Source organism: Luteithermobacter gelatinilyticus (assembly GCF_005849285.1).
Taxonomy (GTDB): Bacteria; Pseudomonadota; Alphaproteobacteria; order Sphingomonadales; family Emcibacteraceae; genus Luteithermobacter; species Luteithermobacter gelatinilyticus.
The window spans coordinates 555,439-579,658 of sequence record NZ_CP040517.1 but is presented as its reverse complement, the minus strand read 5'-3'; the positions used below and the strand labels follow the sequence as shown (position 1 = coordinate 579,658).

The 24,220-nt window shown below is 54.5% G+C and carries 25 protein-coding genes; 7 read left to right on the top strand and 18 right to left on the bottom strand.

Annotated features, from left to right (window positions below; genetic code table 11):
• Positions 1–114 precede the first annotated feature (114 nt).
• Complete coding sequence (locus tag FE788_RS02685) at positions 115–516, top strand: GFA family protein (protein WP_138379187.1); 402 nt, start codon at positions 115–117, stop codon at positions 514–516.
• Between the two features lie 154 nt (positions 517–670).
• Here the strand turns inward: FE788_RS02685 and FE788_RS02680 are convergent, their stop codons facing one another.
• Positions 671–1,273, bottom strand: coding sequence for a PEP-CTERM sorting domain-containing protein (locus tag FE788_RS02680; RefSeq protein WP_138379186.1), 603 nt, complete (start codon positions 1,271–1,273; stop codon positions 671–673).
• 562 nt (positions 1,274–1,835) lie between these two features.
• Between FE788_RS02680 and FE788_RS02675 the strand changes: the two genes are divergently transcribed.
• Positions 1,836–3,311: a TrkH family potassium uptake protein gene (locus FE788_RS02675; RefSeq protein WP_138379185.1), complete on the top strand. Its 1,476-nt coding sequence runs from the start codon at positions 1,836–1,838 to the stop codon at positions 3,309–3,311.
• 17 nt (positions 3,312–3,328) lie between these two features.
• Here the strand turns inward: FE788_RS02675 and FE788_RS02670 are convergent, their stop codons facing one another.
• The 7 genes from FE788_RS02670 to pdxH all read right to left on the bottom strand — a co-directional run bounded on the left by FE788_RS02670 (position 3,329) and on the right by pdxH (position 7,518).
• Positions 3,329–3,739 (bottom strand): hypothetical protein, encoded by a 411-nt coding sequence (locus FE788_RS02670; RefSeq protein WP_138379184.1) that lies wholly within the window; start codon positions 3,737–3,739, stop codon positions 3,329–3,331.
• Between the two features lie 9 nt (positions 3,740–3,748).
• Positions 3,749–4,144 carry a helix-turn-helix domain-containing protein gene (locus tag FE788_RS02665; protein WP_138379183.1) on the bottom strand — a complete coding sequence of 132 codons (396 nt, stop codon included), beginning with the start codon at positions 4,142–4,144 and terminating at the stop codon, positions 3,749–3,751.
• Positions 4,134–4,601, bottom strand: a complete 468-nt coding sequence (locus FE788_RS02660) for a hypothetical protein (protein ID WP_138379182.1) — start codon at positions 4,599–4,601, stop codon at positions 4,134–4,136. Before FE788_RS02660 ends, FE788_RS02665 begins: the two co-directional genes overlap by 11 nt.
• A gap of 155 nt (positions 4,602–4,756) precedes the next feature.
• Positions 4,757–5,515, bottom strand: a complete 759-nt coding sequence (locus FE788_RS02655; protein WP_138379181.1) for an SDR family NAD(P)-dependent oxidoreductase — start codon at positions 5,513–5,515, stop codon at positions 4,757–4,759.
• A 51-nt stretch (positions 5,516–5,566) separates the two neighbouring features.
• Positions 5,567–5,923, bottom strand: coding sequence for an ArsC family reductase (locus tag FE788_RS02650; RefSeq protein WP_138379180.1), 357 nt, complete (start codon positions 5,921–5,923; stop codon positions 5,567–5,569).
• Complete coding sequence (locus FE788_RS02645; RefSeq protein WP_138379179.1) at positions 5,920–6,861, bottom strand: cation diffusion facilitator family transporter; 942 nt, start codon at positions 6,859–6,861, stop codon at positions 5,920–5,922. The genes FE788_RS02650 and FE788_RS02645 overlap by 4 nt, the downstream gene beginning before the upstream one ends.
• Before the next feature lie 66 nt (positions 6,862–6,927).
• Positions 6,928–7,518, bottom strand: a complete 591-nt coding sequence (gene pdxH / locus FE788_RS02640; RefSeq protein ID WP_138379178.1) for a pyridoxamine 5'-phosphate oxidase — start codon at positions 7,516–7,518, stop codon at positions 6,928–6,930.
• A gap of 120 nt (positions 7,519–7,638) precedes the next feature.
• Here pdxH and FE788_RS02635 point away from each other — a divergent pair, with 120 nt between their 5' ends.
• From FE788_RS02635 to aroC, 5 genes are all read left to right on the top strand, one after another.
• Positions 7,639–8,115, top strand: a complete 477-nt coding sequence (locus FE788_RS02635) for an RT0821/Lpp0805 family surface protein (protein WP_138379177.1) — start codon at positions 7,639–7,641, stop codon at positions 8,113–8,115.
• An 82-nt stretch (positions 8,116–8,197) separates the two neighbouring features.
• On the top strand, positions 8,198–9,094 hold the full coding sequence (locus FE788_RS02630; protein WP_138379176.1) for a DnaJ C-terminal domain-containing protein: 897 nt from the start codon (positions 8,198–8,200) through the stop codon (positions 9,092–9,094).
• Positions 9,091–9,978 (top strand): YihY/virulence factor BrkB family protein, encoded by an 888-nt coding sequence (locus FE788_RS02625; RefSeq protein WP_138379175.1) that lies wholly within the window; start codon positions 9,091–9,093, stop codon positions 9,976–9,978. The genes FE788_RS02630 and FE788_RS02625 overlap by 4 nt, the downstream gene beginning before the upstream one ends.
• A gap of 117 nt (positions 9,979–10,095) precedes the next feature.
• Positions 10,096–10,917, top strand: a complete 822-nt coding sequence (gene fabI / locus FE788_RS02620; protein WP_138379174.1) for an enoyl-ACP reductase FabI — start codon at positions 10,096–10,098, stop codon at positions 10,915–10,917.
• Positions 10,917–11,993, top strand: a complete 1,077-nt coding sequence (gene aroC / locus FE788_RS02615; RefSeq protein WP_138379173.1) for a chorismate synthase — start codon at positions 10,917–10,919, stop codon at positions 11,991–11,993. The genes fabI and aroC overlap by 1 nt, the downstream gene beginning before the upstream one ends.
• A 393-nt stretch (positions 11,994–12,386) precedes the next feature.
• On the opposite strand, the gene FE788_RS02610 is transcribed toward aroC, so the two are convergent.
• The 10 genes from FE788_RS02610 to FE788_RS02565 form a co-directional block, all read right to left on the bottom strand.
• Positions 12,387–12,860: a hypothetical protein gene (locus FE788_RS02610; protein ID WP_138379172.1), complete on the bottom strand. Its 474-nt coding sequence runs from the start codon at positions 12,858–12,860 to the stop codon at positions 12,387–12,389.
• Positions 12,861–13,126: 266 nt separating this feature from the next.
• The gene (locus tag FE788_RS02605; protein WP_138379171.1) at positions 13,127–14,392 is read right to left on the bottom strand and encodes a class I SAM-dependent RNA methyltransferase; all 1,266 of its coding nucleotides are present in this window, start codon (positions 14,390–14,392) and stop codon (positions 13,127–13,129) included.
• Positions 14,389–15,162: a TlyA family RNA methyltransferase gene (locus FE788_RS02600; RefSeq protein WP_138379170.1), complete on the bottom strand. Its 774-nt coding sequence runs from the start codon at positions 15,160–15,162 to the stop codon at positions 14,389–14,391. Before FE788_RS02600 ends, FE788_RS02605 begins: the two co-directional genes overlap by 4 nt.
• Complete coding sequence (gene dxs, locus FE788_RS02595) at positions 15,143–17,083, bottom strand: 1-deoxy-D-xylulose-5-phosphate synthase (RefSeq protein ID WP_138379169.1); 1,941 nt, start codon at positions 17,081–17,083, stop codon at positions 15,143–15,145. The genes FE788_RS02600 and dxs overlap by 20 nt, the downstream gene beginning before the upstream one ends.
• A 69-nt stretch (positions 17,084–17,152) precedes the next feature.
• Positions 17,153–18,070: a polyprenyl synthetase family protein gene (locus tag FE788_RS02590; RefSeq protein WP_210414107.1), complete on the bottom strand. Its 918-nt coding sequence runs from the start codon at positions 18,068–18,070 to the stop codon at positions 17,153–17,155.
• A 45-nt stretch (positions 18,071–18,115) separates the two neighbouring features.
• The gene (locus FE788_RS02585) at positions 18,116–18,379 is read right to left on the bottom strand and encodes an exodeoxyribonuclease VII small subunit (protein WP_138379168.1); all 264 of its coding nucleotides are present in this window, start codon (positions 18,377–18,379) and stop codon (positions 18,116–18,118) included.
• A gap of 70 nt (positions 18,380–18,449) precedes the next feature.
• Positions 18,450–19,373 carry a histone deacetylase family protein gene (locus FE788_RS02580; protein ID WP_138379167.1) on the bottom strand — a complete coding sequence of 308 codons (924 nt, stop codon included), beginning with the start codon at positions 19,371–19,373 and terminating at the stop codon, positions 18,450–18,452.
• A 165-nt stretch (positions 19,374–19,538) separates the two neighbouring features.
• Entirely contained in the window at positions 19,539–21,284 is a 1,746-nt protein-coding gene (locus tag FE788_RS02575; protein ID WP_210414106.1) for a long-chain-fatty-acid--CoA ligase, read from the bottom strand.
• A 64-nt stretch (positions 21,285–21,348) separates the two neighbouring features.
• On the bottom strand, positions 21,349–22,179 hold the full coding sequence (locus tag FE788_RS02570) for an SDR family oxidoreductase (protein WP_138379166.1): 831 nt from the start codon (positions 22,177–22,179) through the stop codon (positions 21,349–21,351).
• 69 nt (positions 22,180–22,248) lie between these two features.
• Positions 22,249–24,045: an acyl-CoA dehydrogenase C-terminal domain-containing protein gene (locus FE788_RS02565; protein WP_138379165.1), complete on the bottom strand. Its 1,797-nt coding sequence runs from the start codon at positions 24,043–24,045 to the stop codon at positions 22,249–22,251.
• Positions 24,046–24,220: the final 175 nt, after the last annotated feature.

The window sequence follows — 24,220 nt, the reverse complement described above, 5'->3', positions numbered from 1 at the left end:
CTGTAATGGATTGACATTTCCGTGCCAGCAACAGACATTTAACAGACATTCATAAGGAAGCAGGCATAGGGAAGCGGGCATAGGGAAGCGGGATTTCATGGGGAGCAACGATTGATGACGTTACACAAGAATCTCACCCACCAGGGCGGCTGTCATTGCGGCGCGGTGCGTTTTGAAGTGGAAGCCCCCGCCCGGCTCAAGGCCACTCGTTGCAACTGTTCCATGTGCCGCATGACCGGGTTTGTGCATCTGATTGTGGAAAAAGAAAAATTCCACCTTCTTCAAGGAGCGGACAGCCTCACCACCTACAGCTTTAACACCCATACCGCCAAACATACTTTCTGCAAGATTTGCGGTGTGAAAAGCTTTTATACGCCCCGCTCCCATCCGGACGGAATCAGCGTCAACGTGAGCTGCCTTGACACCGGAACGGTCGAGGCCATCGACTATACGGATTTTGACGGCCGTAACTGGGAAGACAATATCGCCCGCCTGCACAGCAACCCTGGCGCTTGATCCCGCCCGCCCAGCGGACCAGCAAAAAATCAGCATAAAAAAGGGGGAGGTTGCCCTCCCCTTTATTCACTCTACTTCATACATTATGTATTGGAATATATTGGATGTATTGGAATATATTGGGTAAATTGAGGCTATGATGTTTATATGATATTTAATGGTGCCGCAGCCGCGCCATCCCAAGCCCCAAAAGCCCAAGACCCAGCAGGGCAAGCGGGGCCGGTTCGGGAACATCGACACTTTCCTCGGCATACAGACGGATGTGCGCATCAGCACTAGCATGACCAACTTGGGCCGGTGAACCGAAATTCCCGAAATTCGGGTTCGATACAATAGATGTGATTCCGTTCATGCTGTTGCTTGTGCTATCATAATGCCAAAGCCCGCCCACATCGGCAATCGCGCCGATGTCATAGCTTTTGCCAGCCAGGAGCGTGAAGCTGAACATGTCAGAGATTTTCCAGGAAACGCCATCATCGACGAAAGCTTTTGCCGCGCTGCTATACAGCAGATCATGAGTGTCGTGGTCAAAAATAACAAACTTCAGATTGCCGTCCTGATTCAGGTCATTCCGGACCGCAATATTGCTGATCGTCACGTTGGCAGAAACCGTAACCAGGGCGCCTGGACTCGATTGCGCCCCTCTGTTGGACGCGCGCCCAACATCTGCATTGTCAAAAATCAGGGTGGCATGGGCACTCAGGCTTGAAAACAACAGACATACTGAGGCCAGAAAAAAAGTAGCAATGTGTTTCATTATTTATTTCCTCAAAAAAACTTTTACAAACTGATCGACACTAAGCAAAACCCATGCCACAATAAAAAACCAAGAAAAACAAATGGTTATAATTTTTTCCAAGAAACAGATGTAAAGTTTTCCGACACTTAGGACCGGAAATTTTACTGTAGGATCGGAACCAGGACAGAACAGATGCAGACAAAACTGTAGCCCTTCTCGGCGGGACAGCGCGTCCGGATCATGTACCGGGATCAAACGGAAAACTTCCCCAGACTCTCATTTCCTGATATATCTCATTCCCCAATATATCGTCATCTGCCGCCTCTCAGAAGGAGACGGCGTTCTAGAGGGAATTGAGCCAACCTCTTCACAATTCACTCTAGTCTTCTGACTCTGAAATTCGTATCATATTTGTAGCAGGCTATTCGAATTTCAGAGTCAACAAGAAGACTGGTTAATTATTTGACTCTAGTGTGGTTTCTGAATTTGAAGTTCTTAAGTCGTATGACATAATCAATAACAGGAACTTCAAATTCACCACACTAGGCCCGTATCAAGGCATGAATTTGCGGAATAACATATGGTCAACGCCACCGGTATATATGCCCAGATTTTCAAACCCACGGCCTATGTAGTGAGTTATTTCTGTCTCTATCTGGCGCTGGCCATGCTCGTTCCGGCCAGCGTGGATTATCTCAACCACAATTCCGACTGGCAGGTTTTTCTGGGCTCCTCCATATTGACAGGCGTGCCGGCGCTGCTGATGCTGATTGCCACCCGCGACGACATCCCCGCCTTTACCCTGAGATTCGGGTTTTTCCTGGTCAATATGTTGTGGCTGTCAACGGCGGTGGTGGCCGCATTGCCGCTTTATCTTTCCGCTGCGGGCCTGTCCTTCACCGATGCCTTTTTCGAAGCCATTTCCGGTCTGACCACCACCGGCTCGACGGTGTTGTCCGGCCTGGACGGCATGCCCCCCGGGCTATTGTTGTGGCGCTCGCTGACCCAATGGCTGGGCGGCATCGGCATTATCGGCATCGGGCTGATGCTGATGCCGTTTCTGAAAATCGGCGGGATGCAGATTTTCACCATTGAATCCTCCGATACCGGCAACAAACCGGTGCCGCAATTTTACAAATACTCCTTGTGGCTGCTGGGCATTTATGTGGGGCTTACCCTGTTGTGCGGCCTGATGTTTTACCTGTCCGGCATGTCCGGCTTTGACGCCATCAATCACGCCATGACCACCATCTCCACCGGCGGATATTCCACCCATGACGCTTCTGTGGGGTATTTCCACAGCGATGGGGTTCTGTGGACCGGTTGCCTGTTCATGGTGTTGGGCTCCCTGCCCTTCGCGGTTTATGTCAAGGCCCTGATCCATCGGGATTATAACCTGATGGAAGACCCCCAGATTCCCGCCTTTCTGATTATCCTGGGCGTCGTGATCAGCGCCACCACCGCCTGGCATTATCTGTTTACGGAAAATGAAAGTTTCTTTCATGTCCTGAGCTCGACGGCGTTCAACGTGATTTCCATCATTTCCACTACCGGTTTCGCGTCGGAAAACTACCTCACCTGGGGCGGATTTGCCGTGGCAACGTTTTTCGTGATCACTTTTTTTGGCGGCTGTTCCGGCTCCACCGCCGGCGGTCTCAAGGTCTATCGTCTTCTGGTGGTGATCACCGCCTTCCGAACGAGCCTTCAGCAATTGCTGTCACCCAACAAGGTGGCAATCATCAAATACGGCCGCGAAGCCATCGACGGCTCCATTCTGTATTCTGTCCTGGTTTTCGTCGGCGCGTTCCTGACCACGCTGGTGGCCCTGACCATTGCCGTGTCACTGACCGGACTGGATCTTTTGACGGCGCTGAGCGGCGCCTTGACCACACTGACCAATGTAGGCCCCGGATTCGGACCGATGATCGGCCCTGACCATAATTTCGCCAGCGTCCCTGACGCCGCCAAATGGCTGTTCAGTCTCGGCATGCTGCTCGGCCGTCTGGAAATTCTTGCGGTGGTGGTCCTGTTCACCCCCGCCTTCTGGCGGCATTAGAAAACCGCCCGAAAATTTTATTGAGGTAGGTCTCCAGAGGATTTGATGTGGATTTTATCCCCCTCAACCTTTACCCCATCAACAAGAACGTACGTCATGATTCTAGTTCCCGGTTTAACAACTAAATTATTAACACCGAAAACAGCACTAAAACGTAACCTGGAAGTATTATCATCTGGAACAATATTCACATCATCCGCTCGCAATCTGATATCATCCTGATCGGGAAGCTCCACGACAAACTCAATCTCCTTAAACGGCACCCCCTTCGTTACACAGTAGTTTAGAACGATAAAAAACTTCAGTAATGTAAACTGCTCTTTGTCCGGAACGACGATATCTTGCCCGTAAGTCCCAATAAAAGATTGTTTGTTGTTAATTTCTTGCCGAACATCATCGCAAAAAATCGTATAAGCAAACCCTGTCATATCAAGGTCCTAGGCTCTTTTCAGATTAACAGTATTAAAAAAGGTAGTTGTTGAACTGGTTGAGGTTGTTCGTGTTATCTTATCTTCCTTAGAACCACTTAAATAATATTCCGTGTATGTTTTACGGTTATTATTTAAATCTTCTAAGGGAATTAGTTCAACCCGAGGCTTGCAATCAAGCGCCCACGCCAAATAAGCAACACTTTCTAAAGTCAAATTGGACGTACCGCCAAATTTTTTTGTAATCAAAGACCTATGAACTTCCAGTCGCTCAGCTATATCTGCTTTAGTTAAACCGGTTTCTTCGTTGCGTTTCTGGTAAATGTCATAAAGCTCCTCATGCAATTCTGCTAACAGATTTGCAAAAACTTTCCTTTTACCGGAAATATTAATCTTAAAGGACATCACCTAAACCTTTTGTCGTATATTTTGGATTAGTTAAATTTATTCTTTTTCGATAATCCCGAACCTTTTTAATATACTTCCTATACAGTTTTTGGCCCTTAATATTTGTTGCAGTATCCGCATGGGTTGCAATAAAAACTCTTTGTCGGACAAACCAACCAAATATTCTGATATCAGCAGTTTTCAACTCCCAAACTGCATATTTCTGGGGCATAAGTTTTTGGTATTCCCCAACCATTTTTTTCCCAGATATATAGTTTGAAAAAATATTATCCACTTGTTCCAAAGGGGTAAGGTCCCTTCCTGCCCTTCGCGGCATACCTGACAATGTCGTGTTGATCCACTCCACAAGCTCCAACGAAAGATATAAAACCCTCTCGATATGTTGGTCAGGCCCAAGATCAGGAACATACTTTTCAATTTTTCCAAGAGTGTATAATTCTTCTATTGTTGCCATATATGTCAACACATAAAAATAAATAATTTATGAAGCCCTATTTTCAAGACCCCATAATACACACCAAATCGTTTACACAAAAGAAAAAACGCTCGAAAAAATTGTACATCTACAACTTTTAAACGGAGATATTTAATATTTAATTTTCTCTAAAGTTAAACGTGCTGGCCGCCATTGATGTGGATTTCCGCCCCCGTTACATAGTCCGACGCCTCGGTACACAGATAATAAATGGTTTTGGCCACTTCTTCCGGTTTGCCGAGACGGCGAAGCGGAATGTTTTTGACAATCTCTTCGGTTCCCGGGGAAAGGATCGCGGTGTCGATTTCTCCCGGCGCAATGGCGTTAACGCGGATACCGTGCGGGCCGAAATCGGCAGCCATTTCCCGAGTAAGCGCCGCCAGCGCCGCCTTGGAAGTGCCATAGGCTGCCCCTGCAAAAGGATGAACCCGACTGCCGGCGATGGAGGTCACATTGACAATGGCCCCCTTGCCCAGGATCAGTTCATCCAGCAATCCTCGGGCCAGCACCACGGGAGCGAAAAAATTCACCTCGAACACTTTTTTCCAGTCCGCCTCATCCGTATTCAGGGTATTGAGGCGGCCGCCATCCTCTGCCTTGGGGGAAATGCCTGCATTATTGACCAGCGCATGGAGCGGCCCACCGCCCAAGCGCTTGCGAATTTCCTCCACCCCCCGGACGCGGTCTTCCGGATCGCCCAGGTCGATCTGCACATGATCCTCCGGTCCCATTTCCCAAGGACAGTTTTCTGGAAAACCGTGACGGGACAGGGTGATCACCCGCCAGCCCGCACTGGAGAACCGTTTGACTGTGGCATGACCGATGCCTCGGCTGGCGCCGGTGAGCACCAGCGTGCGCCGTGAATTTACCTGAGAGTTTGACTGTGTTGTCATCTGTCCATTCCTGTTGGGGCGACATCGCCCGGGCTGGCCTGCCCGCCGCCTCTATGCGGCCAGCAGCTTTTTCAAGTCATCCTGGTCTTTTGCCGTAAATCCTACCCGGCGTTGTGTCCCCAAGTCAAACAAAGGCCGCTTGATCAGGGCCGGATGCTCCAGCATCAACGCGATTGCAGCGGCTTCGTCAAGAGGGCCCCGCACCTCATCCGGCAGCTTGCGCCAGGTGGTTCCCCGACGGTTCAGCAGGACCTCCCAGCCCAGTTCCCGAACCCATCCGGCAAGTCTCTGCCGGTCCAAGCCATCCTTGCGGTAATCATGAAACTGATGGGCCACACCCTCCGCCTCAAGCCATTTCAGCGCTTTTTTGACAGTGTCGCAGTTTTTAATGCCGTAAACGGTTATCACGTTGCCACCTCCGGTTCAGTAAACTGCACATTTTCCTCCTCAACCGCATCTTCCGGGTCCGCATGAATAATGATTTCCGCCATCGGAAATTCTTCTTTCAGTTCCGCCTCTACCTCGTCACAGATGTTATGGGCCTCTTTGAGGGAAATATCGCTTTCCAGTTCAATGTGAAACTGGATAAAGACTTCCAGGCCTGTCCGGCGGGTTTTCATGTCATGCAGCCCTTTCACCTCGTCATGGGCCTGGACAATGCGAATGATTTTTTCCCGCTCCTCTTCCTCCATTTCCCGGTCCATCAGGATATTGATGCTGTTGCGGGCAATGAGATACACATTATACAGCAGATACAGGCCAATCCCCAGACCGAACAGGGGATCTGCATAACGCCAGCCCAGATACCCCCCAAGGGCCAGCGCCACCAGTACCGCCACATTCATCAACAAGTCCCCGGCATAATGCAGGCTGTCGGCAGAGATGGCGACCGAATTGGTTTTACGCACCACATGCCGCTGATACGCCACCAATAAAAAGGTCAATCCAATTGAAAAAACAATCACCGCAATGCCCAATGGCGTGTTGCGCAGCGGTTCCGGCGTCATCAAATGTCTGACCGCCTCCGCCATCAGCAGCAGAGCCGACAGGGTCACCACCACCGCCTGTAATAATCCGGCAATCGCTTCTGCCTTGCCGTGGCCGAAGCGATGGTCTTCATCAGCAGGGGCAATCGCAAAACGCACGGCAACAAAATTTACGGTCGAGGCCAGCAGGTCCATGATGCTGTCCACCAGAGATCCCAGCAGCGCTACGGATCCGCTGGCCATCCAGGCCCAGGTCTTCGCGCCAATCAGGCACAGGGCGACCAGCAGGGACGCCCGCGCGGCCTTGAGCATCAGATCGGAATTCTGTTGTTTTTCTGTGAGTTCATGCCCCATGAGCATCAGCCATCCAATTTTTGCGGGTTTAAAGTGGGGGTCAGGCCGGATCAAGTGTGGTTTCCGACCGGTTCAGGGATAGAGTTTCTCCAGAGTCCAGTTCCCGTCCTCCTGCCGGCGGAACAGCGACCGGTCATGAAGGCGAAACGCCCGCTCTTCCCAGAATTCGATCATTTCCGGCCGAACATAGAATCCCGACCAAAAGGGCGGACGCGGAATATCTCCGAAGGCGTATTTGGCGGCATATTTGGCAATTGCCGTCTCGAACTCAAAACGGCCTTCCATGGGCCGACTCTGTTTCGAGGCCCAGGTGCCGATACGGCTGTCCCGGGGCCGGCTGGCGAAATAGGCATCCGCCACCTCGTCCGGGACCTGTTCCAGCGGCCCCTCGATACGCACCTGACGTTTCAGGCTTTTCCAGTGCAGACACAGCGCCGCCCGGGGATTTTCCCGGATTTCGCGGCCTTTTCTGCTCTCCAGATTGGTATAAAAAACAAACCCCTCGGGCCCGAAGGATTTGAGCAATACCATACGGACGGAAGGAGTCCCCCGGCTGTCGGCGGTCGCCAATGCCATCGCCTCGGCCAGGTCTTCGTTTTTGTTGGCCTCTTCAAACCATTTTGCAAAAAGGTCCAGAGGGTTCTGATCTGTTAACTGCGCCATAAATTTGCCAAACTGATTTTTAAAATGAATGGATTAATATATAGTTCAGGGACTACCGTTTGACAACGACGTGGTTTTACTGGGATGTTTTTTTAATTTGTTATGGTTAAGGGGTTTATCATGCAAATCTCAAAAGGTTTTATGACCGCAGGCCTGATTGCGGCGCTTTCCCTCTCTCTGGCCGCTTGTGAATCCAAACAGCAAAGCGGCGCCGCCATCGGGGCGGTTGTCGGCGGCCTTCTTGGGAACAGCGTAGGCGGTGACGGCGGCGGCAAGGCTTTCGCCATTGCCGTAGGGGCCATGGCTGGTGCCGTGGTCGGCAGTGAAATCGGCAAAAGCCTGGATGAAGCCGACCGCCTGAGGATGCGCCAGACCGCGCAGACCGCGCTTGAAACCGGTCGCTCCGGCGAGCAGGTCACCTGGCATAATCCGGACAGCGGCAATTACGGTTCTGTCACCCCGCAACCGGCCTATGAACCCGAACCTGGCAAATATTGCCGGGAGTATCAGCAGACCATCACCGTGGGTGGTAAAACCGAAACCGCCTATGGCACCGCCTGCCGTCAACCGGACGGGACTTGGAAAATCATCAATTAATCCCTAAATAAATCATCAACGAATGACTGTTAAGTGCTATAGATGGCAGAGTTCATTTATTGATGAGGGTGATTAATTCACGATGAGAGATCCATACAGTGTCCTAGGCCTCTCCAAAACGGCCAGCGACGCGGAAATCAAAAAAGCCTATCGCAAGCTGGCCAAGGAACTACATCCCGACGCCAACCCCGGAGATGAAAAAGTCGCCGAAAAATTCAAGGAGGTTTCGGCGGCCTATGCCTTGCTCAGCAACAAGGAAATGCGGGCCCGGTATGACCGCGGCGAAATCAACGCCGACGGTTCCGAAAAAGGTTTTGCCCGGTATCAGCACGCCGGTGCAGAAACCGGCGGCTTCAGCCCGTTTGGAGATAGTTTCGATCCGGAAGAAATTTTTTCCACCTTTTTCGGAGGCGGGATGCGTGGCCGGCGCGGCCCGCGCCCCCAAAAAGGCAACGACCGCATTTACCGGGTGAACATCGACTTTCTTGATGCCGTTAAGGGCAGCAAGAAAAGACTCACCCTGGAAAACAACAAAACCCTGAATGTGACCATTCCTCCCAATGTGAAGGAAGGGCAGCAAATTCGCCTGAAAGGACAGGGCGGCCCTGGAATTGCCGGTGGCCCGGCGGGGGACGCGCTTGTGGAAATACACATCACGCCCCACCCCTATTTCACGCGACAGGGCAATGATATCCACCTCGATCTGCCCATCACCTTGCACGAAGCGGTGCTTGGCGGCAAGGTCACGGTGCCGACCATTGACGGCTCCGTGTCGCTCAACATTCCCCCCGGCACCAGTTCCGGCAAAGTCCTGCGCCTGAAAGGCAAGGGCGCACAGGACAGCAAAACCGGGCAGAAGGGAGATCAGTATGTAAAGGTGATGATTGTACTGCCGGACAAAATTGATAGCGAACTGCAAGACGCCATCAAAAAATGGGGCAAGGGCAAAAATTATGAAGTACGATCAAAACTGAAATGATCGAACGCGTGAAACAGACCCTCAGGCCGTATTATGACCGTGTCAGCTTTCTGGTTGAGGCGGTCATCAATTTTAACCGGCATGACGGGATGGTGATGGCCGGCTATTTGGCTTTTCTCACGCTGCTAGCTCTGTTTCCGTTCATTATCTTCCTGGTCTCGCTCGCCGGATTTTTCGGCCAGAGCGAGGCGGGACATGAGGCGCTCGAAATTCTGTTCAATAATATCCCGCCGGATGTGGTAAGGGTGCTGAGAGCCCCTATCGAAAAGATGATCCAAACCACCAGCGGCAGTATCATGACCTTCAGTATTCTGGGCGCCATCTGGGTCAGTGCCTCGGCCATTGATGCGGCGCGACTGGCAATTGTGCGCTCCTTTGCCTCGGTCACCCGTCGCCCCTATATCCGCCGCCGGGCGGAGGGGCTTCTGCTTGTGATATTGTCGGCCAGCGGCATTATTGTCGGCATGTCCATACTGGTTCTGGGCCCCGTCGCCTGGAACATCATCATCAGTTACATCCCCGTCGATACCGACTGGAAACTGATCTGGAACGCGGTGCGCTTTACCCTCAGCATCACGCTGGTTTTCGGTGCGCTGTGCCTGGTCTATTACGTGCTCCGGCCACGACGGCTGAAAATCCGTCCGCCACTCGCGCCGGGGGCGCTGGCGGCGCTCATCCTGTGGATGGGGATCGGCAGTTCTTTTTCTCTTTACCTGAAACATTTTGCCCGCTATGACGTGACCTATGGCAGCCTCGCCGGCGCGATCATCGCCCTGATGTTTTTTTATTTTATCAGCGCTGCTTTTATCCTGGGAGCGGAAATCAACGCGGCGCTGTATCACAAACGGATCAGGAAGCAGAACCAACAGGTTTCCCGACAATAACCCGCATGAGGCGCCCTGAGATATCGTTCAGAGAATTATCGTTCAAAGATTGATTAATTATGGTGAACGTGTAGGATGCATCGCTTGTATTATGGTAAAGCACTGTAAGGAAGGATCATGACAGAAAAAACGGGACTTCTCGCCGGAAAAAAGGGCGTGATCATGGGGGTGGCCAACAATCGCTCTATTGCCTGGGGAATTGCCCAGAAAGCCTATGAACAGGGCGCGGAACTGGCTTTTACCTATCAGGGCGAGGCCCTGGAGCGGCGGGTGCGCCCGCTGGCGGAAAGTGTCGGGTCAGACATTGTTTTGCCGTGTGATGTCACCGACGCCGCGTCCATTGACGAGGTGTTCAATACGCTTGGCGAAAAATGGGGCGAACTGGATTTTGTGGTACATGCCATTGCCTATTCGGACAAGGAAGAACTCAAGGGCCGCTATGTGGACACCACCCCGGATAATTTCGCCAGAAGCCTGAGCATTTCCTGTTACAGCTTTACCGCCATCGCCCAACGGGCTGAAAAACTCATGACCAATGGCGGCAGCCTGCTCACGCTCAGCTATTACGGTGCCGAAAAAGTCCTGCCACATTACAATGTCATGGGGGTGGCCAAAGCCGCCCTTGAAGCCAGCGTCAAATATATGGCGCGCGACCTGGGGTCCAAAGGCATCCGGGTCAACAGCATTTCCGCCGGCCCGATCAAGACCCTGGCCGCTTCCGGTATCGGGGATTTTCGTTATATCCTGAAATGGAATGAACTGAATTCCCCGTTGGGCCGCAACGTTACCATTGAAGAGGTGGGGAATGCCGGGCTTTATCTGCTCAGCGACCTGGCCAGCGCCGTGACCGGCGAAAATCATCATGTGGACTGCGGGTATAACATTATGGGTATGAAGCGCGAAGACGCGCCGGATCTGACCCTGAACAAGGACGACTAATGTCACATAACAGCTTTGGTCATCTGTTTCGTGTCACAACCTGGGGCGAAAGCCACGGCCCGGCCATTGGCTGTGTGGTGGACGGTATGCCCCCGCGCCTACCGCTTTGCGAAGAAGACATCCAGCATTTTCTGGACAAACGTAAACCAGGCCAGACCCGCTTTACCACCCAGCGCAAGGAACCAGACAAGGTCAAAATCCTGTCCGGAGTGTTTGAAGGGATGACCACCGGCACGCCGGTCTGTCTGATGATCGAAAATATGGACCAGCGGTCCAAGGATTATGGCGACATCAAGGACAAGTTCCGTCCAGGACACGCCGATTACACCTATATGGAAAAATACGGCATTCGCGACTATCGGGGCGGCGGGCGCTCCTCGGCCCGGGAAACCGCCTCACGGGTGGCCGCAGGCGCCCTGGCGCGCAAGGTGCTGGGAGTCGGCATACAGATCAAGGGCGCGCTGGTCCAGATCGGCGATCATAAAATCAACCGCGACAACTGGGACTGGGACGAGGTGGACCGCAATCCCTTCTGGTGCCCGGATGCGGAAATGGTGCCGGTGTGGGAAAAATACCTTGACGGAATCCGCAAGAAGGGCAGTTCCATCGGCGCGGTGATAGAGGTCCGCGCCATGGGCGTGCCCGCCGGCCTGGGCGCCCCGGTTTATGGCAAGCTGGACAGCGAGTTGGCCAATGCCATGATGACCATCAATGCCGTCAAGGGCGTGGAAATCGGCGAAGGCATGAATGCCGCCCGTCTCAGTGGCGAAGAAAATGCCGACGAAATGTATATGGATGAGGACGGGTATCCCGCCTTTCACAGCAATCATGCCGGCGGCATTTTGGGCGGAATTTCCACAGGCGAGGACATCGTGGTGCGATTTGCCGTCAAACCCACCAGCTCCATCCTCACCCCGCGCCGAACCATAGACCGCCACGGCCGTGAAACCGAAATCGTCACCAAGGGCCGACATGATCCCTGTGTCGGCATTCGCGCCGTCCCGGTGGGCGAAGCGATGATGGCCTGCGTGCTGGCCGATCACAAGATGCGCCACCGCGCCCAATGCGGGGAATAGACCTGATCCGGCTTTTCTGGATCGCGATGCGTTGTTTTTGTCGTCATGGCGAAACGCCTTAGCGACGACGCCATCCACAGTTCCATGGAGCGCCACACCCCCTTTCGGGGGGCACGGTGACGGCACAGCTTCACCGTCATTGCCGCTTCTCTTTCGTCATTGCCGCGAAGGCGGCAATCCAGCCCCTCACCGAAAGCGTCCCCCCGGTTTTTGGGAGGGGCTTTTAACGAACACTGGGCTCCCGCCTGCGCGGGAGCGACGGACGGGGGCTTCGGGAGGTCGCATGACATTGTGCTCTTTGTCGTCATGGCGAAACGCCTTAGCGACGACGCCATCCATATAATATTATGGCCATATAATATTATGGATCGCCGGCCCCTCTATCAGCCGTCATTATTCAGGATTCAGGCTGTCGAGATACCCCAGAATGCCCTGAATGCGCTGAATGGTTTCCAGTTCTTCCCGGTCAGCCCCCTGACGAACGGCGGTTTCCAGTTTTTTCTCCCAAAGTGCGATAAAATCCTTCTTTTCATGCGCCGCAGGATCATTATCCGCATCCGCATTGATTTCCGGCTGGAAACTCAGATTTACATGATCCTCAAAGGAAATGGTGCCGGTGTTGTAGAGCGTCCGGCTCAGGTCAATCATTTCCACCGGCGTTGCATGGCGCACCGTGATCCTGTCCGCCACCTGCTGCCACACAGGAGAAACAGACAGTTGATCTTCCGACAGAGGAGGCTTCACATCTCGCGGCTCAGGCGCCGGGCGCGCTTTCGGGCGCACGTCCTGAGGGGACGTTTCCACAGCCCCCTGATCGGGGATCTGGTTCGGGTCAACGGAATGGTAGGCCAAATTTTCTACTTTCATAACACATACTCTTGCAACATTAAATATGCTGCCTTACACAGCAACTCCCGTGCCAAACCCTTGATCTCCCAAGTCTTGCGGAAATGCTGACCCATTTACTAATAGAAAGTTAATATTATGGGATCAGGCCCTTATGACCTTTCAGACTGTGGAAATTTCTGCCTTGCATACCCGGAATTATATGCCTCATTTTGTTAACAGTCGGTGAACCGCGGGAGCCGTTCGCAAAAAAAATGGTATATGCCAGTTATGGCAAAAATATGGGATTATTTTGAAAAGACCGCAACCACTTCAAGGTGAGGCGAATATAAAAACTGATCCACAGGCGTAACCGCCCCCATCCGGTACCCGCCATTCACCAGTGTGCGGGCGTCGCGGGCAAAGGTGCCGGGATTGCAGCTGATCATGACAATCACGGGAATATCAGATGCAGCCAATTCCATAACCTGTTCCCGCGCCCCGGCCCGTGGCGGGTCGATTACCGCCACATCATATTCTTTCAGTTCGTGCCGCAACAGGGGCCGGAGGAACAGATCCCGTTGCTCGGCGCTGAACTCCCGTCCCGGTGGCTGAAGATGAATGCTGCGGCTGAGCGCTTCGACCATATCCGCGCTGCCTTCCACCGCATGAACCGCCAGCCGCTCAAGAGCGGGCACTGTGAATGTTCCAGCTCCGGCAAAAATGTCCACCAATTTTCCGCTTTCCGGCAAAACCTGCATCATGATCCGGACCAGCGCCTGCTCTCCCTCCCGGGTGGCTTGCAGAAAGCTGCCCGGCGGGATCAGCACCCGCCGTCGTTCCACGGCGCCAGACCCGAACAGGACATAGGGTCGACGACGTTCCAGCAGAAGTTCATACCCCCCTTGTTTCAGGGTGGTATCCTTCCAACTGATCCGGGCAATATCCTGCGCCTCGGCAAAGGCTGCTATTTCCATCCGCAGCTCCAATGAAGGGTCCCCCGCAGTCTCAAAAACCAGATCAAGGCCATTTTCCGCCCGGGTAACTTCCACGGCCATTTTCTGTCTTTTCTCCAGAATCCGGCCCAAAAATGCCCTGAGTGGCGGCACAAGAGCAACGATTTCCGCCACCATGACCGGACATTCCTCAAGATCGACAAGATGATGACTGCCGCGTTCCGCAAAACCCAACACCGCTTTTCCCGCACCGCGCCCTACCGCCTGCAAGCGGGCCCGGCGACGGCTTGCCTTTGGGCTGATCTCAGGCGCGGCAATCTCAACCTCCCCAAACCCCCGACGGGACAGCGCCAGACGCAGCTGATCCTGCTTCCAGCGGGCATAGGCAGAAGACTGCACATGTTGCAGGGCGCAACCGCCACAACGGGTAAAATGCCGGCAGACAGGAGGCACCCGCAGGGAAGACGGGGTCAGAATTTTCTTAATGCGTGCCTGTTTTCCCGTCAGCGTGACGTCAAGAACATCACCGGGCGCCGCATAGGGCACGTAAATTTCCTGCCCTTCCCGCCCGGCGACACCGTCACCACGGCCGCCAATATGGTCCACCGTCACTTTCATGAGCCCCTTCCGTCACTGCCCCCGTCCGGGATCCCGTCAAAACGGGCGGCGATCAAAAATTCCACATTACCTTCCGGCCCTTTGATGGGGCTTTCAGTAAGCCCCAGCACCGTCCAGCCAGAAAGCCCCTGCAGCCAGCCTGTGATCCGCTCACACACTTCCTTGTGCAGGGCCGGATCGCGCACCACGCCGCCCTTACCCACCTTGCCTTTGCCGACCTCGAACTGGGGTTTGATCAGCGCAATCAGAAAACAGCCCGGCGCCGCCAGGGCAAGCACTGCCGGCAGGACTGTTTGCAGGCCGATAAAACTTGCATCACACACAATCAGGTCCACCGGATCCGGGATCTGTTCGCGGCTGAGATAACGGGCATTGGTTTTTTCCAGTACCACAACCCGGTCGTCCTGACGCAGTTTCCAGGCAAGCTGGCCATGTCCCACATCCACGGCATAAACTTTTCTGGCCCCGTGGGTCAGACAGACATCCGTAAACCCGCCCGTGGATGCCCCTACATCCACCACGATCCGCCCTTCAGGAGAAATGGAAAATTCTTCAAGCCCCTTGGCAAGTTTCAGACCGCCCCGACTGACCCAGGGATGGTCTTTTGTCCTGACTTCCAGCGCACAATCTTCGGCAAGCTGCTGTCCGGCCTTGGTGATTTTTTGTGTTCCGCTAAATACGGCCCCGGCCATGATATAGGCCTGCGCGCGGGACCGGCTTTCCGCCAGCCCCCGCTCTACCAGCAACTGGTCAACGCGCTTTTTTGACATCGCTCACGGCTTGTTCCGCAGCCAGGTCATTGCGCCTGAGCGCCTGCAACACGGTCGCCACAATATCCGGCGCCATAAGACGGGCTTCTTCATACATTTTCATCGGCGTATCCTGATCCTGGAAAACATCCGGCAGTTTCATGGTACGAACCTTAAGCCCCCCTTCAAGAAGTCCTTCATTGCTAAGGAAGTCCAGCACATGGCTGCCGAAACCGCCAATTGCGCCCTCTTCAATGGTGACCAACACCTCATGGTTAAGGGCCAGATCCCGGATCATCTCGTAGTCCAGCGGCTTGGCAAAGCGGGCGTCCGCCACAGTGGTGCTCAGCCCCCGGGCCGCCAGGTCGTCGGCGGCCTTTTCGGCTTCCGCCAGGCGGGTGCCCAGGGACAGGATCGCCACCTGTTTGCCTTCGCGGATGATGCGGCCCTTGCCGATTTCCAGAATTTCACCTTCTTCGGGCAGCTCCACCCCGATCCCTTCCCCGCGCGGATAACGCACAGCGGAGGGACGGTCATCCAGACTCGCGGCGGTGGCAATCATATGCACCAGTTCCGCCTCATCCGCCGCGGCCATGACCACCATATTGGGTAATGTCGCCAAATAAGTGATATCGAAGCTTCCGGCATGGGTAGGACCATCTGCTCCCACCAATCCCGCCCGGTCAATGGCGAAGCGCACCGGCAGATTCTGCACCGCCACATCATGCACCACCTGATCATAGGCACGCTGAAGAAAAGTGGAATAAATGGCGGCAAAGGGGCGGTAGCCTTCGGCGGCAAGACCCGCGGCAAAGGTCACCGCATGCTGTTCGGCAATCCCCACATCGAAACAGCGTTCGGGAAATTCGGCAGCAAATTTATCCAGTCCGGTACCAGACGGCATGGCCGCGTTGATGGCCACTATGCGCTCGTCCTTTTTCGCCAGATTGATCAGCGCCTTGGAGAAGACACTGGTATAGCTCGGGGCTTTGGGAGCGGATTTGGACTGGGCCCCGGTAATGACATTGAACTTGGAAACCCCGTGATATTTGTCTGCTGCCTGTTCCGCCGGCGCATACCCCTTGCCCTTTTGGGTCACCACATGGATCAGAAACGGGCCGTTATCCGCATCGCGCACATTTTCCAGTACCGGCAGAAGATGTTCCATATTGTGCCCGTCAACGGGCCCCACATAATAAAAGCCCAGTTCTTCGAACAACGTACCGCCGGTTGCCATGCCACGGGCATATTCTTCGGCCTTGCGGGCGGTATTGCTGATGGAACGGGGGAATTTCATGACAATCTGCTTGGCGATGTCGCGGAATCCCAAAAACGAACGGGAGGACAACAGGCGCGCCAGATAGGCGCTCATCGCCCCTGTGGGCGGGGCAATGGACATGTCATTGTCATTGAGGATCACGATCAGTTTGGAATTCAGCGCCCCGGCATTGTTCATGGCTTCATAGGCCATGCCGGCGCTCATCGCCCCATCTCCGATGACGGCAATCACATTTTCATGACTGCCCCGAAGGTCGCGTGCCACCGCCATGCCAAGCCCGGCGGAAATGGATGTGGAACTGTGTCCCGCGCCAAAGGGGTCATAAATACTTTCCTTGCGTTTGGTGAAACCGGACAGACCACCCCCCTGCCGAATGGTATGCATACGATGACGTCGGCCGGTCAGGATCTTGTGCGGGTAACATTGATGGCCCACATCCCAGATCAGCTTGTCTTCCGGGGTATTAAACACATAATGCAGAGCCACCGTCAGCTCGACGACCCCCAGACCCGCCCCCAGATGTCCACCGGTACGCGACACGGATTCGATCATGTCCGCGCGCACCTCATCCGCCAGTTTCTGTAACTGTTCGGGTTTCAGTTTCTTGATATCCTGTGGACCCGTAATCTGGTCCAGAAGTTCTGTAACCGGTTTGCTTGACAAGATACCCTACTCTTCCTGTTTATCCATGACGGGATAACTGAAATATATGATTGTGGTTTAATTTTGAGCTTAATTGGCGCGTTTTATAACAAAATGCGCCAACGCACGCAAAATATCCGTATTACGATCAAAAACTTCCAGATGGGCCACGGCCTGCGTCACCAGCATTTCCGCCTGGGTACGCGCCCTATCCACCCCGAGAAGGGAGACCAGCGTGGCCTTGCCCGCCTCCGCATCCTTGCCGGGCGTTTTTCCCAAATCTTCCGAATCGCCTTCAATATCTAGAAGGTCATCCACAATCTGAAATGCCAGTCCCAGATCATGGGCATATCCCCGGATGGCCGCGCGGCGACGGTCCCTGACCTTGCCGAGGATCGCCCCGGCCTCACAGCAGAACACGATCAGCGCCCCGGTTTTCATCTGTTGCAGACGCGTGATACTGGCCTGGTCCAGATCCCGGTTTTCCGCCTGAAGGTCAAACATCTGCCCACCGACCATGCCATGGGTGCCAAGCGCCCTGGCAAAACAGGCCACCAGTTCACACCGAACCCGGGGATCCGCATGGGTATCTTCGCTGGCCAAGATTTCAAACGCCAGGGTCAAGAGCGCATCCCCCGCTAGCACCGCCGTCGCCTCATCGAATTTTTTGTGCACCGTGGGCTGGCCGCGCCGCAGATCATCATCATCCATACAGGGCAAATCATCATGAATCAGGGAATAGGTATGCGCATATTCCACCGCAGCGGCCACCTGAAGCGCTGCGGATTCCGCCACGCCGAACAAACGGGCGCTGGCCAGCACCAGAAACGGGCGCAGCCTTTTGCCCCCGGCCACTAGCGCATATCTCATGGCCTCCACCACCCGCTCCTCCAAACCATCCGGTTTGGGCAGTAGCCGGAGCAACTGTTTTTCCATTAACACGGCGGTCTCACTCAACGCCGCCTGGGCCATCGCCATACTGCGAGAGGGATCATCGGAATAATTCATCAATGACTCACTTTCAGATCGTCCAACAGATTGTCCGGTACCGGGTTAATCCACGTCCAGCGGCGCTGTCTCCAGCGCGCCGTTCTGCTGCCGGGTGATTTTTTCAATCCTCTGGCTGGCATCCCTGAGTTTGGCCTCGCAATGAGCGCGCAGCTGATTTCCCCGGGTATAAATCTCGATGGAGTCTTCAAGGGAGACGTCCCCGGCCTCCAGCTGCCTTACGATCTCCTCAAGAGCCGACAGAGCTTCCTCAAAGCTCATTTTCCGGACGTCTTCCGGAATATCCACAGTATTTGAGGTTTCCGCCACTTCACACTCCTGTTTTCCATTATCGTTTGCGGATTCATCATCCTGAACGCCTGCTGTCACGGCGGTCTTTTCAACGCATCAATGCCGCGACATGCGCCGCCACAGATTCACCAAGGACCGAGAGGTTATACCCCCCTTCCAGGCAGGACACAAGACGCCCATGGCAATATTCCTCGGCCACCTGTTTTAATTTTTCCGTGACCCAGACATAATCCTCTTCCTCCAGCGTCAATCCCGCCAGAGGGTCCAGGGCATGGCCATCAAACCCGGAAGAGATCAAAAGAAAATCAGGGGCAAAAGCTCTTAACGCCGGCAGGATGCGTTCTTCATAGGCATGCCGGAACGCCTTGGAGCCGCTACCTGCTGCCAGAGGCGCATTAACGATGACTCCTTCGCCATGGTCATGAAGATGGCCTGTACCGGGATAAAGCGGCGACTGGTGGGACGACGCATAAAACAAGCCTTTCTGCCGGGCCGTCACCGTCTGGGTGCCATTGCCGTGATGCACATCGAAATCCACAATCGCCACCCGATGTTGAAAATGTGCGGTTCGGGCATGAAGAGCGCCGATGGCCACATTGTTAAACAGACAAAACCCCATCGCCCGGTCCGGTTCCGCATGATGTCCGGGCGGGCGGACGGCGCAAAACGCGTTGGAAATCTCGCCCTCCATCACCCGGTCCACGGCATCGCAGACGGCACCGGCGGCCCGGCGGGCCGCCGCAACCGAGCCTGGCGACAGATAGGTATCAGCGTCCAGCATATAATGATCTTTTTCGGGACTATTGCGCAGAACCGCCTCAATATAGTGCCGTTCATGCACCAACCCGATCTGCTCCCATGTGGCCTGTGGGGCCTCGAACCGCTTCAGGGATGCAAAAGCCTCACCCTCCAGCACGGCAGAAATGACGTTAAGCCGATCCACACATTCCGGGTGACCTGTCGGCATAACATGCAACAGGCAATCGGGATGCCAGTATAAGCCAGTGACCATCCTTTTCCCTTAAGATTCTTACCTCTCCCGGAATCTATACTACATATTCACGGACCCGAGGGCCAGAGTTCGATAGATAGAGTTCGATAGTTTCAGAAGGGACTGGCTCGTCTCCGGCAGGCTTTGATTCCGACCGTTCTCCTGTATCCTTGGGACAGAAAGGGGTCACAGGCTGGCCTGCCGAGCGTCGCTCTTGTCCTGGCCCTGCCCCGCTTTCTGTGCCGCCTTACGGGCCTCATATTTTGCTTTTTCTTCGGCCACCAGTTCCTTTTTGGACAACTTGCCGATCATGGTCTTGGGCAATTCGTCCCGGAATTCGATTTCGCTGGGGATCTCATGTTTGCCCAGACGCCCCTTGAGATAGGTTTTCAGTTCCTTTTCCGTCAGCTTCTCGTCGGGATGCACCAGGGTGACAAAGGCTTTGGGGCTTTCGCCGCGGTAATCGTCGGGAATGCCGATGACGGTGACTTCCTTAACCGCCGGATGACTCATAATGGCTTCCTCCACCACCCGGGGAAAGACGTTAAATCCGCCGACCAGGATCAGATCCTTGTCCCGGTCGATGATATAGGTATACCCCGCCTCATCCAGATACCCCACATCGCCGGTATGCAACATGCCACCTCTGAGCACATCCGCCGTTGCCTCGGAACGTTGCCAGTAGCCTTTCATGACCTGCGGCCCACGCACACAGATTTCCCCGGTCTCCCCCACCGGCAGAATTTTTTCGGGATCCTCCCGGTCCACGATGACAATTTCCGTGGCCGGCAAGGGCAGACCAATGGACCCTTCACGGCTGAGGCGGTCCTGCGGGTTTGAACACACCACGGGAGACGCTTCGGTCAGACCATAACCTTCGGAAATGTTAACACCGATCCTGTCTTTGAAATTACGCGCCAGATCCACCGGCAGCGGGGCGCCCCCGCTCAGAGCCTGTTTCACCCGATCAAAGCCAATGTCCTCCCGGCTGCCATAATTCAGCAGGGCGGTATACATGGTGGGCACGCCGGCAAACAGGGTCGGTCGCTCCCGCCGCATCATTTTGACTGCCTCCTCAAGATCGAATTTCGGCAAAATGGGCAACCGGGCTCCGATTTTAAGCGCCATATTCATCACCACTGTCATGGCGAAAACATGGAAAAAGGGCAAAAAGCCGGGCAGGACCTCTTCCCCCATACGCAGGTCATGACTCCAGGTCACCACCTGGTTGACATTGATGTAAATGTTGGAATGGGTCAGCATCGCCCCTTTGGGTACGCCGGTTGTCCCACCGGTATATTGCAAAACTGCGATGTCCTCCTCCGGACTGATCTCCACCGGCGCGGGGGTTTCCCCTTTTTTAAGGAGAGTCGCGAAATCCTCGTGATAATCGTCACGGACAATGCGGGCGATGTCCCGGGATTTCAACAGCCGAAACAGGATGTTCTTGGGAAACGGCAGGGCCCAGTCCAGCGAACTGACAATCAGTTTCCGCAACCGGCTTTGCTCACAGACAGTTCTGATTTTGGGATAGAGCGCCTCCAGATCCAGAGTGAACATAAAATCCGTTTCCGAATCTTCGACCTGCTGCATCAGTTCGGGCACGGAATAAAGCGGGCTGTAGTTCACCACCGTGCCACCGGCCTTGAGAATGGCGAAATAGGCAATAACAAATTGGGGGCAATTGGGCAGAAACAGCCCCACCTGCACCCCCTTGCCAACCCCCAGAGCCTGCAGGCCGGCCGCCAGCCTGTCAACCAATGCCGCCAGTTCAGCAAAGCTGGTTTCACGTCCCATAAATTCCATGAACGTTCTGGTGCCATAACGACTGGCCGCTTCCTCCACCAGCGCATAAAGCGGTTTGCCCTCAAACGACTGGTCCCAGCGGACATGTTCAGGATAGCTGTTTAACCACGGATGTTGCTGCATCATACTCCCCATATTCCCCAGCAAAAAAACACAAATAGAAATTGATATGACCGGCGACGAGCCAATCTCAGAGCGGCTCGACAAAAAAGTCCGGCAGCAGCGTCGCCGAAGGGTCCACGGCGTATTTTTCAAGATCCGTAATGCCTTCCGAGGCGAGCACCTCATCGTCAATACAGAAATTGCCGGTGAAGTCCCGACTGGACCGGGTCAGGATGATATAGGCCGCATCCGCCATGATCTCCGGCTTGCGGCTGCCCCGCACGGCGGCATCGCCTCCCAGCAGGTTTTTCACCGCCGCCGTGGCAATGGCCGTGCGCGGCCACAGCGCATTAAAGGCAATGCCGTCTTTTTTGAATTCTTCCGCCATGCCCAGCACACACATGCTCATGCCGTATTTCGCCATGGTATACGCCACATGATTGGCGAACCACTTGGGATCCATATTCAACGGCGGTGCCAAATTGAGCACATGGGGATTTTCCGCTTTCTTCAAATGGGAAATACAGGTTTTGGACACCAGAAAGGTACCGCGGGTGTTGATCTGATGCATCAGATCATACCGTTTCATCTCCGTCTGAAGCGTCGGGGTAAGGGAAATGGCGCTGGCATTATTGATCAAAATATCAATGCCGCCAAAGGTTTCCACCGTCTTGCCCACGGCTTCCTCGACCCGCGCCTCATCCCGGATATCCACCGCCAGCGGCAATGCCCGCCCTCCGGCCGCCTCAATTTCCTCGGCCGCCGTGTAAATGGTGCCTTCCAGTTTGGGATGGGGCTGAGTGGTTTTGGCGGCAATGGTCACATTAGCGCCGTCTGCCGCGGCCCGCTTGGCAATGGCCAGGCCGATACCGCGGCTGCCGCCGGTGATAAACAGCGTCTTTCCGTTTAATTTTCCCACAATAGGCTCCCTATATTCAGGTTAAAAATCATGGCTCGCCGTATTGGCTGCTGGGGGTTTACCTCCCCATTATAAGGCCATATGGTCCGCATCAATAGCGTATAAGGTTTCATCCCCGGTCATGATCATATCCTTCAGCCCTGCAGCCTGTGGCATGATCTGTTCAGCAAAGAAACGGGCCGTGGCTATTTTGGCTTTGAGGAAAGCCTCGTCCACATCGCCCTGCCCCAGTCGCTGCCAGGCGGCAAGGGCACCCTTGATCAGCAGATACCCACCGCTCACAACGCCCATAAGCCGCAAAAACGGCACCGATCCCGCCGCCGCATTACGCATGTTGCCCTGATGTTGTTCAAACAACCACTGCGCCGCTTCCAGTGTACGCCAGCTGACATCCTTAAGCTGGCGTTTCAGGGGGGCGAATTCCGCCACGTCCGGCAGATTTTCCGCAAAGTCGCTGATCATACCCAGAAAAGTGCGCCAGTGTTCGCCGCCATCCATGGCCAGCTTGCGGCCCACCAGGTCCATGGCCTGGATGCCGTTAGTGCCTTCATAAATGGGATGAATGCGGGAATCACGGAACACCTGAGCGATGCCGGTTTCCTCAATATACCCCATGCCACCAAAAACCTGCAGCGCCAGGGATGCGTTCTCTACCCCCAGATCCGTGGCATAGCCTTTGCTGATCGGGGTCAAAAGATCCGCCAGGCCCTGGTACCGGCGCCGCACCTCCTCTTCCGGGTGATGCCGTGCCATGTCCAGCGCCTTGGCATTCAGATACACAATCGCCCGGCTTGCTTCGGTGGTGGATTTGATGGTCATCAGCATCCGCCGCACATCTGCATGTTCAATAATTGGGCTTCGGCCCTTGCCAGTCCAGCCGATTGCCCGACCCTGTTCCCGTTCGCGCGCATAATCCAGCGCCATCTGCCAGCCCCGTTCCGAAGCCGCCAGCCCCAGTATCCCCACATTCAGCCGGGCATTGTTCATCATGGTGAACATGCAACGCATGCCGCGATTTTCTTCTCCTAACAAATATCCGACACACTCTCCCTGCTCCCCATAGGACATGACGCAGGTCGGGCTGGCCATCAGCCCCATCTTATGTTCGATGGACACACATTTCACATCATTGCGTTTGCCCAACGTGCCATCCTCATTAATCAGATATTTGGGCACGATGAATAGGCTGATGCCTTTTGTGCCTTCGGGGGCGCCGGGGGTGCGGGCCAACACCAGGTGGATGATGTTTTCCGCCATGTCATGTTCACCCCAGCTGATGAAAATCTTCTGACCGGTAATGCGGTAGGTGCCGTCTGGCTGTTTTTCAGCTTTGGCCCGCAAAGCCCCCACATCCGACCCCGCCTGTGGTTCTGTCAGGTTCATGGTGCCGGTCCACTTTCCGCTGATCAGTTTTTCCAGATAGGTTTTTTTCTGTTCTTCCGTGCCGTGCGCCTCAAGGGCTTCCACCGCCCCTTCTCCCAGAATCGGACACAAGGCAAAAGACGTATTGGCAGTTGCCATCATTTCGGTGATGGCTGCCCCCATTACCATAGGCAGGCCCTGGCCACCATATTCGGCCGGACCGCAAACCCCATTCCAGCCATTTTCGCAAAAGGCCCGATAGGCTTCTTTAAACCCGCTTGCCGTGGTCACGACCCCATCTTCCAGGCGGTTGCCCTCCCGATCACCAACCACATTCAGGGGAGACAGCTGTTCCGCCGCGAATCTGCCGCCTTCCTCAAGAATCGCCTGAACAATGTCTTCCGTAACCTCCTGAAAGGGCTCAAGAGCCGTCACATCTTCCAGATTGACCACTTCATTGAGAACAAAACCTATTTCCCGCAAGGGCGCTGCATATTCGGCCAACGGTTTTCTCCTTATATTTTCCTTATATGTGCTGTCTATCGCTGTAGTGTCACGTTGTCGGGTTCCCTATGTGCCTATTGATGGCATTTATGCTGACATTTCTGTCCCTGATATTTCTGTTTCTTATTTCTGTCTTTGGCACGGCATTGTTTTTCATGTTAATTCAGGCCGCGAC

Excerpts from the sequence above, each read along its gene's own strand:
- FE788_RS02685 (WP_138379187.1), top strand. The coding sequence starts at position 115 with ATGACGTTACACAAGAATCTCACCCACCAGGGCGGCTGTCATTGCGGC.
- FE788_RS02680 (WP_138379186.1), bottom strand. The coding sequence starts at position 1,273 with ATGAAACACATTGCTACTTTTTTTCTGGCCTCAGTATGTCTGTTGTTT.
- FE788_RS02675 (WP_138379185.1), top strand. The coding sequence starts at position 1,836 with ATGGTCAACGCCACCGGTATATATGCCCAGATTTTCAAACCCACGGCC.
- FE788_RS02670 (WP_138379184.1), bottom strand. The coding sequence starts at position 3,739 with ATGACAGGGTTTGCTTATACGATTTTTTGCGATGATGTTCGGCAAGAA.
- FE788_RS02665 (WP_138379183.1), bottom strand. The coding sequence starts at position 4,144 with ATGTCCTTTAAGATTAATATTTCCGGTAAAAGGAAAGTTTTTGCAAAT.
- FE788_RS02660 (WP_138379182.1), bottom strand. The coding sequence starts at position 4,601 with ATGGCAACAATAGAAGAATTATACACTCTTGGAAAAATTGAAAAGTAT.
- FE788_RS02655 (WP_138379181.1), bottom strand. The coding sequence starts at position 5,515 with ATGACAACACAGTCAAACTCTCAGGTAAATTCACGGCGCACGCTGGTG.
- FE788_RS02645 (WP_138379179.1), bottom strand. The coding sequence starts at position 6,861 with ATGCTCATGGGGCATGAACTCACAGAAAAACAACAGAATTCCGATCTG.
- pdxH (WP_138379178.1), bottom strand. The coding sequence starts at position 7,518 with ATGGCGCAGTTAACAGATCAGAACCCTCTGGACCTTTTTGCAAAATGG.
- FE788_RS02635 (WP_138379177.1), top strand. The coding sequence starts at position 7,639 with ATGCAAATCTCAAAAGGTTTTATGACCGCAGGCCTGATTGCGGCGCTT.
- FE788_RS02630 (WP_138379176.1), top strand. The coding sequence starts at position 8,198 with ATGAGAGATCCATACAGTGTCCTAGGCCTCTCCAAAACGGCCAGCGAC.
- FE788_RS02625 (WP_138379175.1), top strand. The coding sequence starts at position 9,091 with ATGATCGAACGCGTGAAACAGACCCTCAGGCCGTATTATGACCGTGTC.
- fabI (WP_138379174.1), top strand. The coding sequence starts at position 10,096 with ATGACAGAAAAAACGGGACTTCTCGCCGGAAAAAAGGGCGTGATCATG.
- aroC (WP_138379173.1), top strand. The coding sequence starts at position 10,917 with ATGTCACATAACAGCTTTGGTCATCTGTTTCGTGTCACAACCTGGGGC.
- FE788_RS02610 (WP_138379172.1), bottom strand. The coding sequence starts at position 12,860 with ATGAAAGTAGAAAATTTGGCCTACCATTCCGTTGACCCGAACCAGATC.
- FE788_RS02605 (WP_138379171.1), bottom strand. The coding sequence starts at position 14,392 with ATGAAAGTGACGGTGGACCATATTGGCGGCCGTGGTGACGGTGTCGCC.
- FE788_RS02600 (WP_138379170.1), bottom strand. The coding sequence starts at position 15,162 with ATGTCAAAAAAGCGCGTTGACCAGTTGCTGGTAGAGCGGGGGCTGGCG.
- FE788_RS02590 (WP_210414107.1), bottom strand. The coding sequence starts at position 18,070 with ATGAATTATTCCGATGATCCCTCTCGCAGTATGGCGATGGCCCAGGCG.
- FE788_RS02580 (WP_138379167.1), bottom strand. The coding sequence starts at position 19,373 with ATGGTCACTGGCTTATACTGGCATCCCGATTGCCTGTTGCATGTTATG.
- FE788_RS02575 (WP_210414106.1), bottom strand. The coding sequence starts at position 21,284 with ATGATGCAGCAACATCCGTGGTTAAACAGCTATCCTGAACATGTCCGC.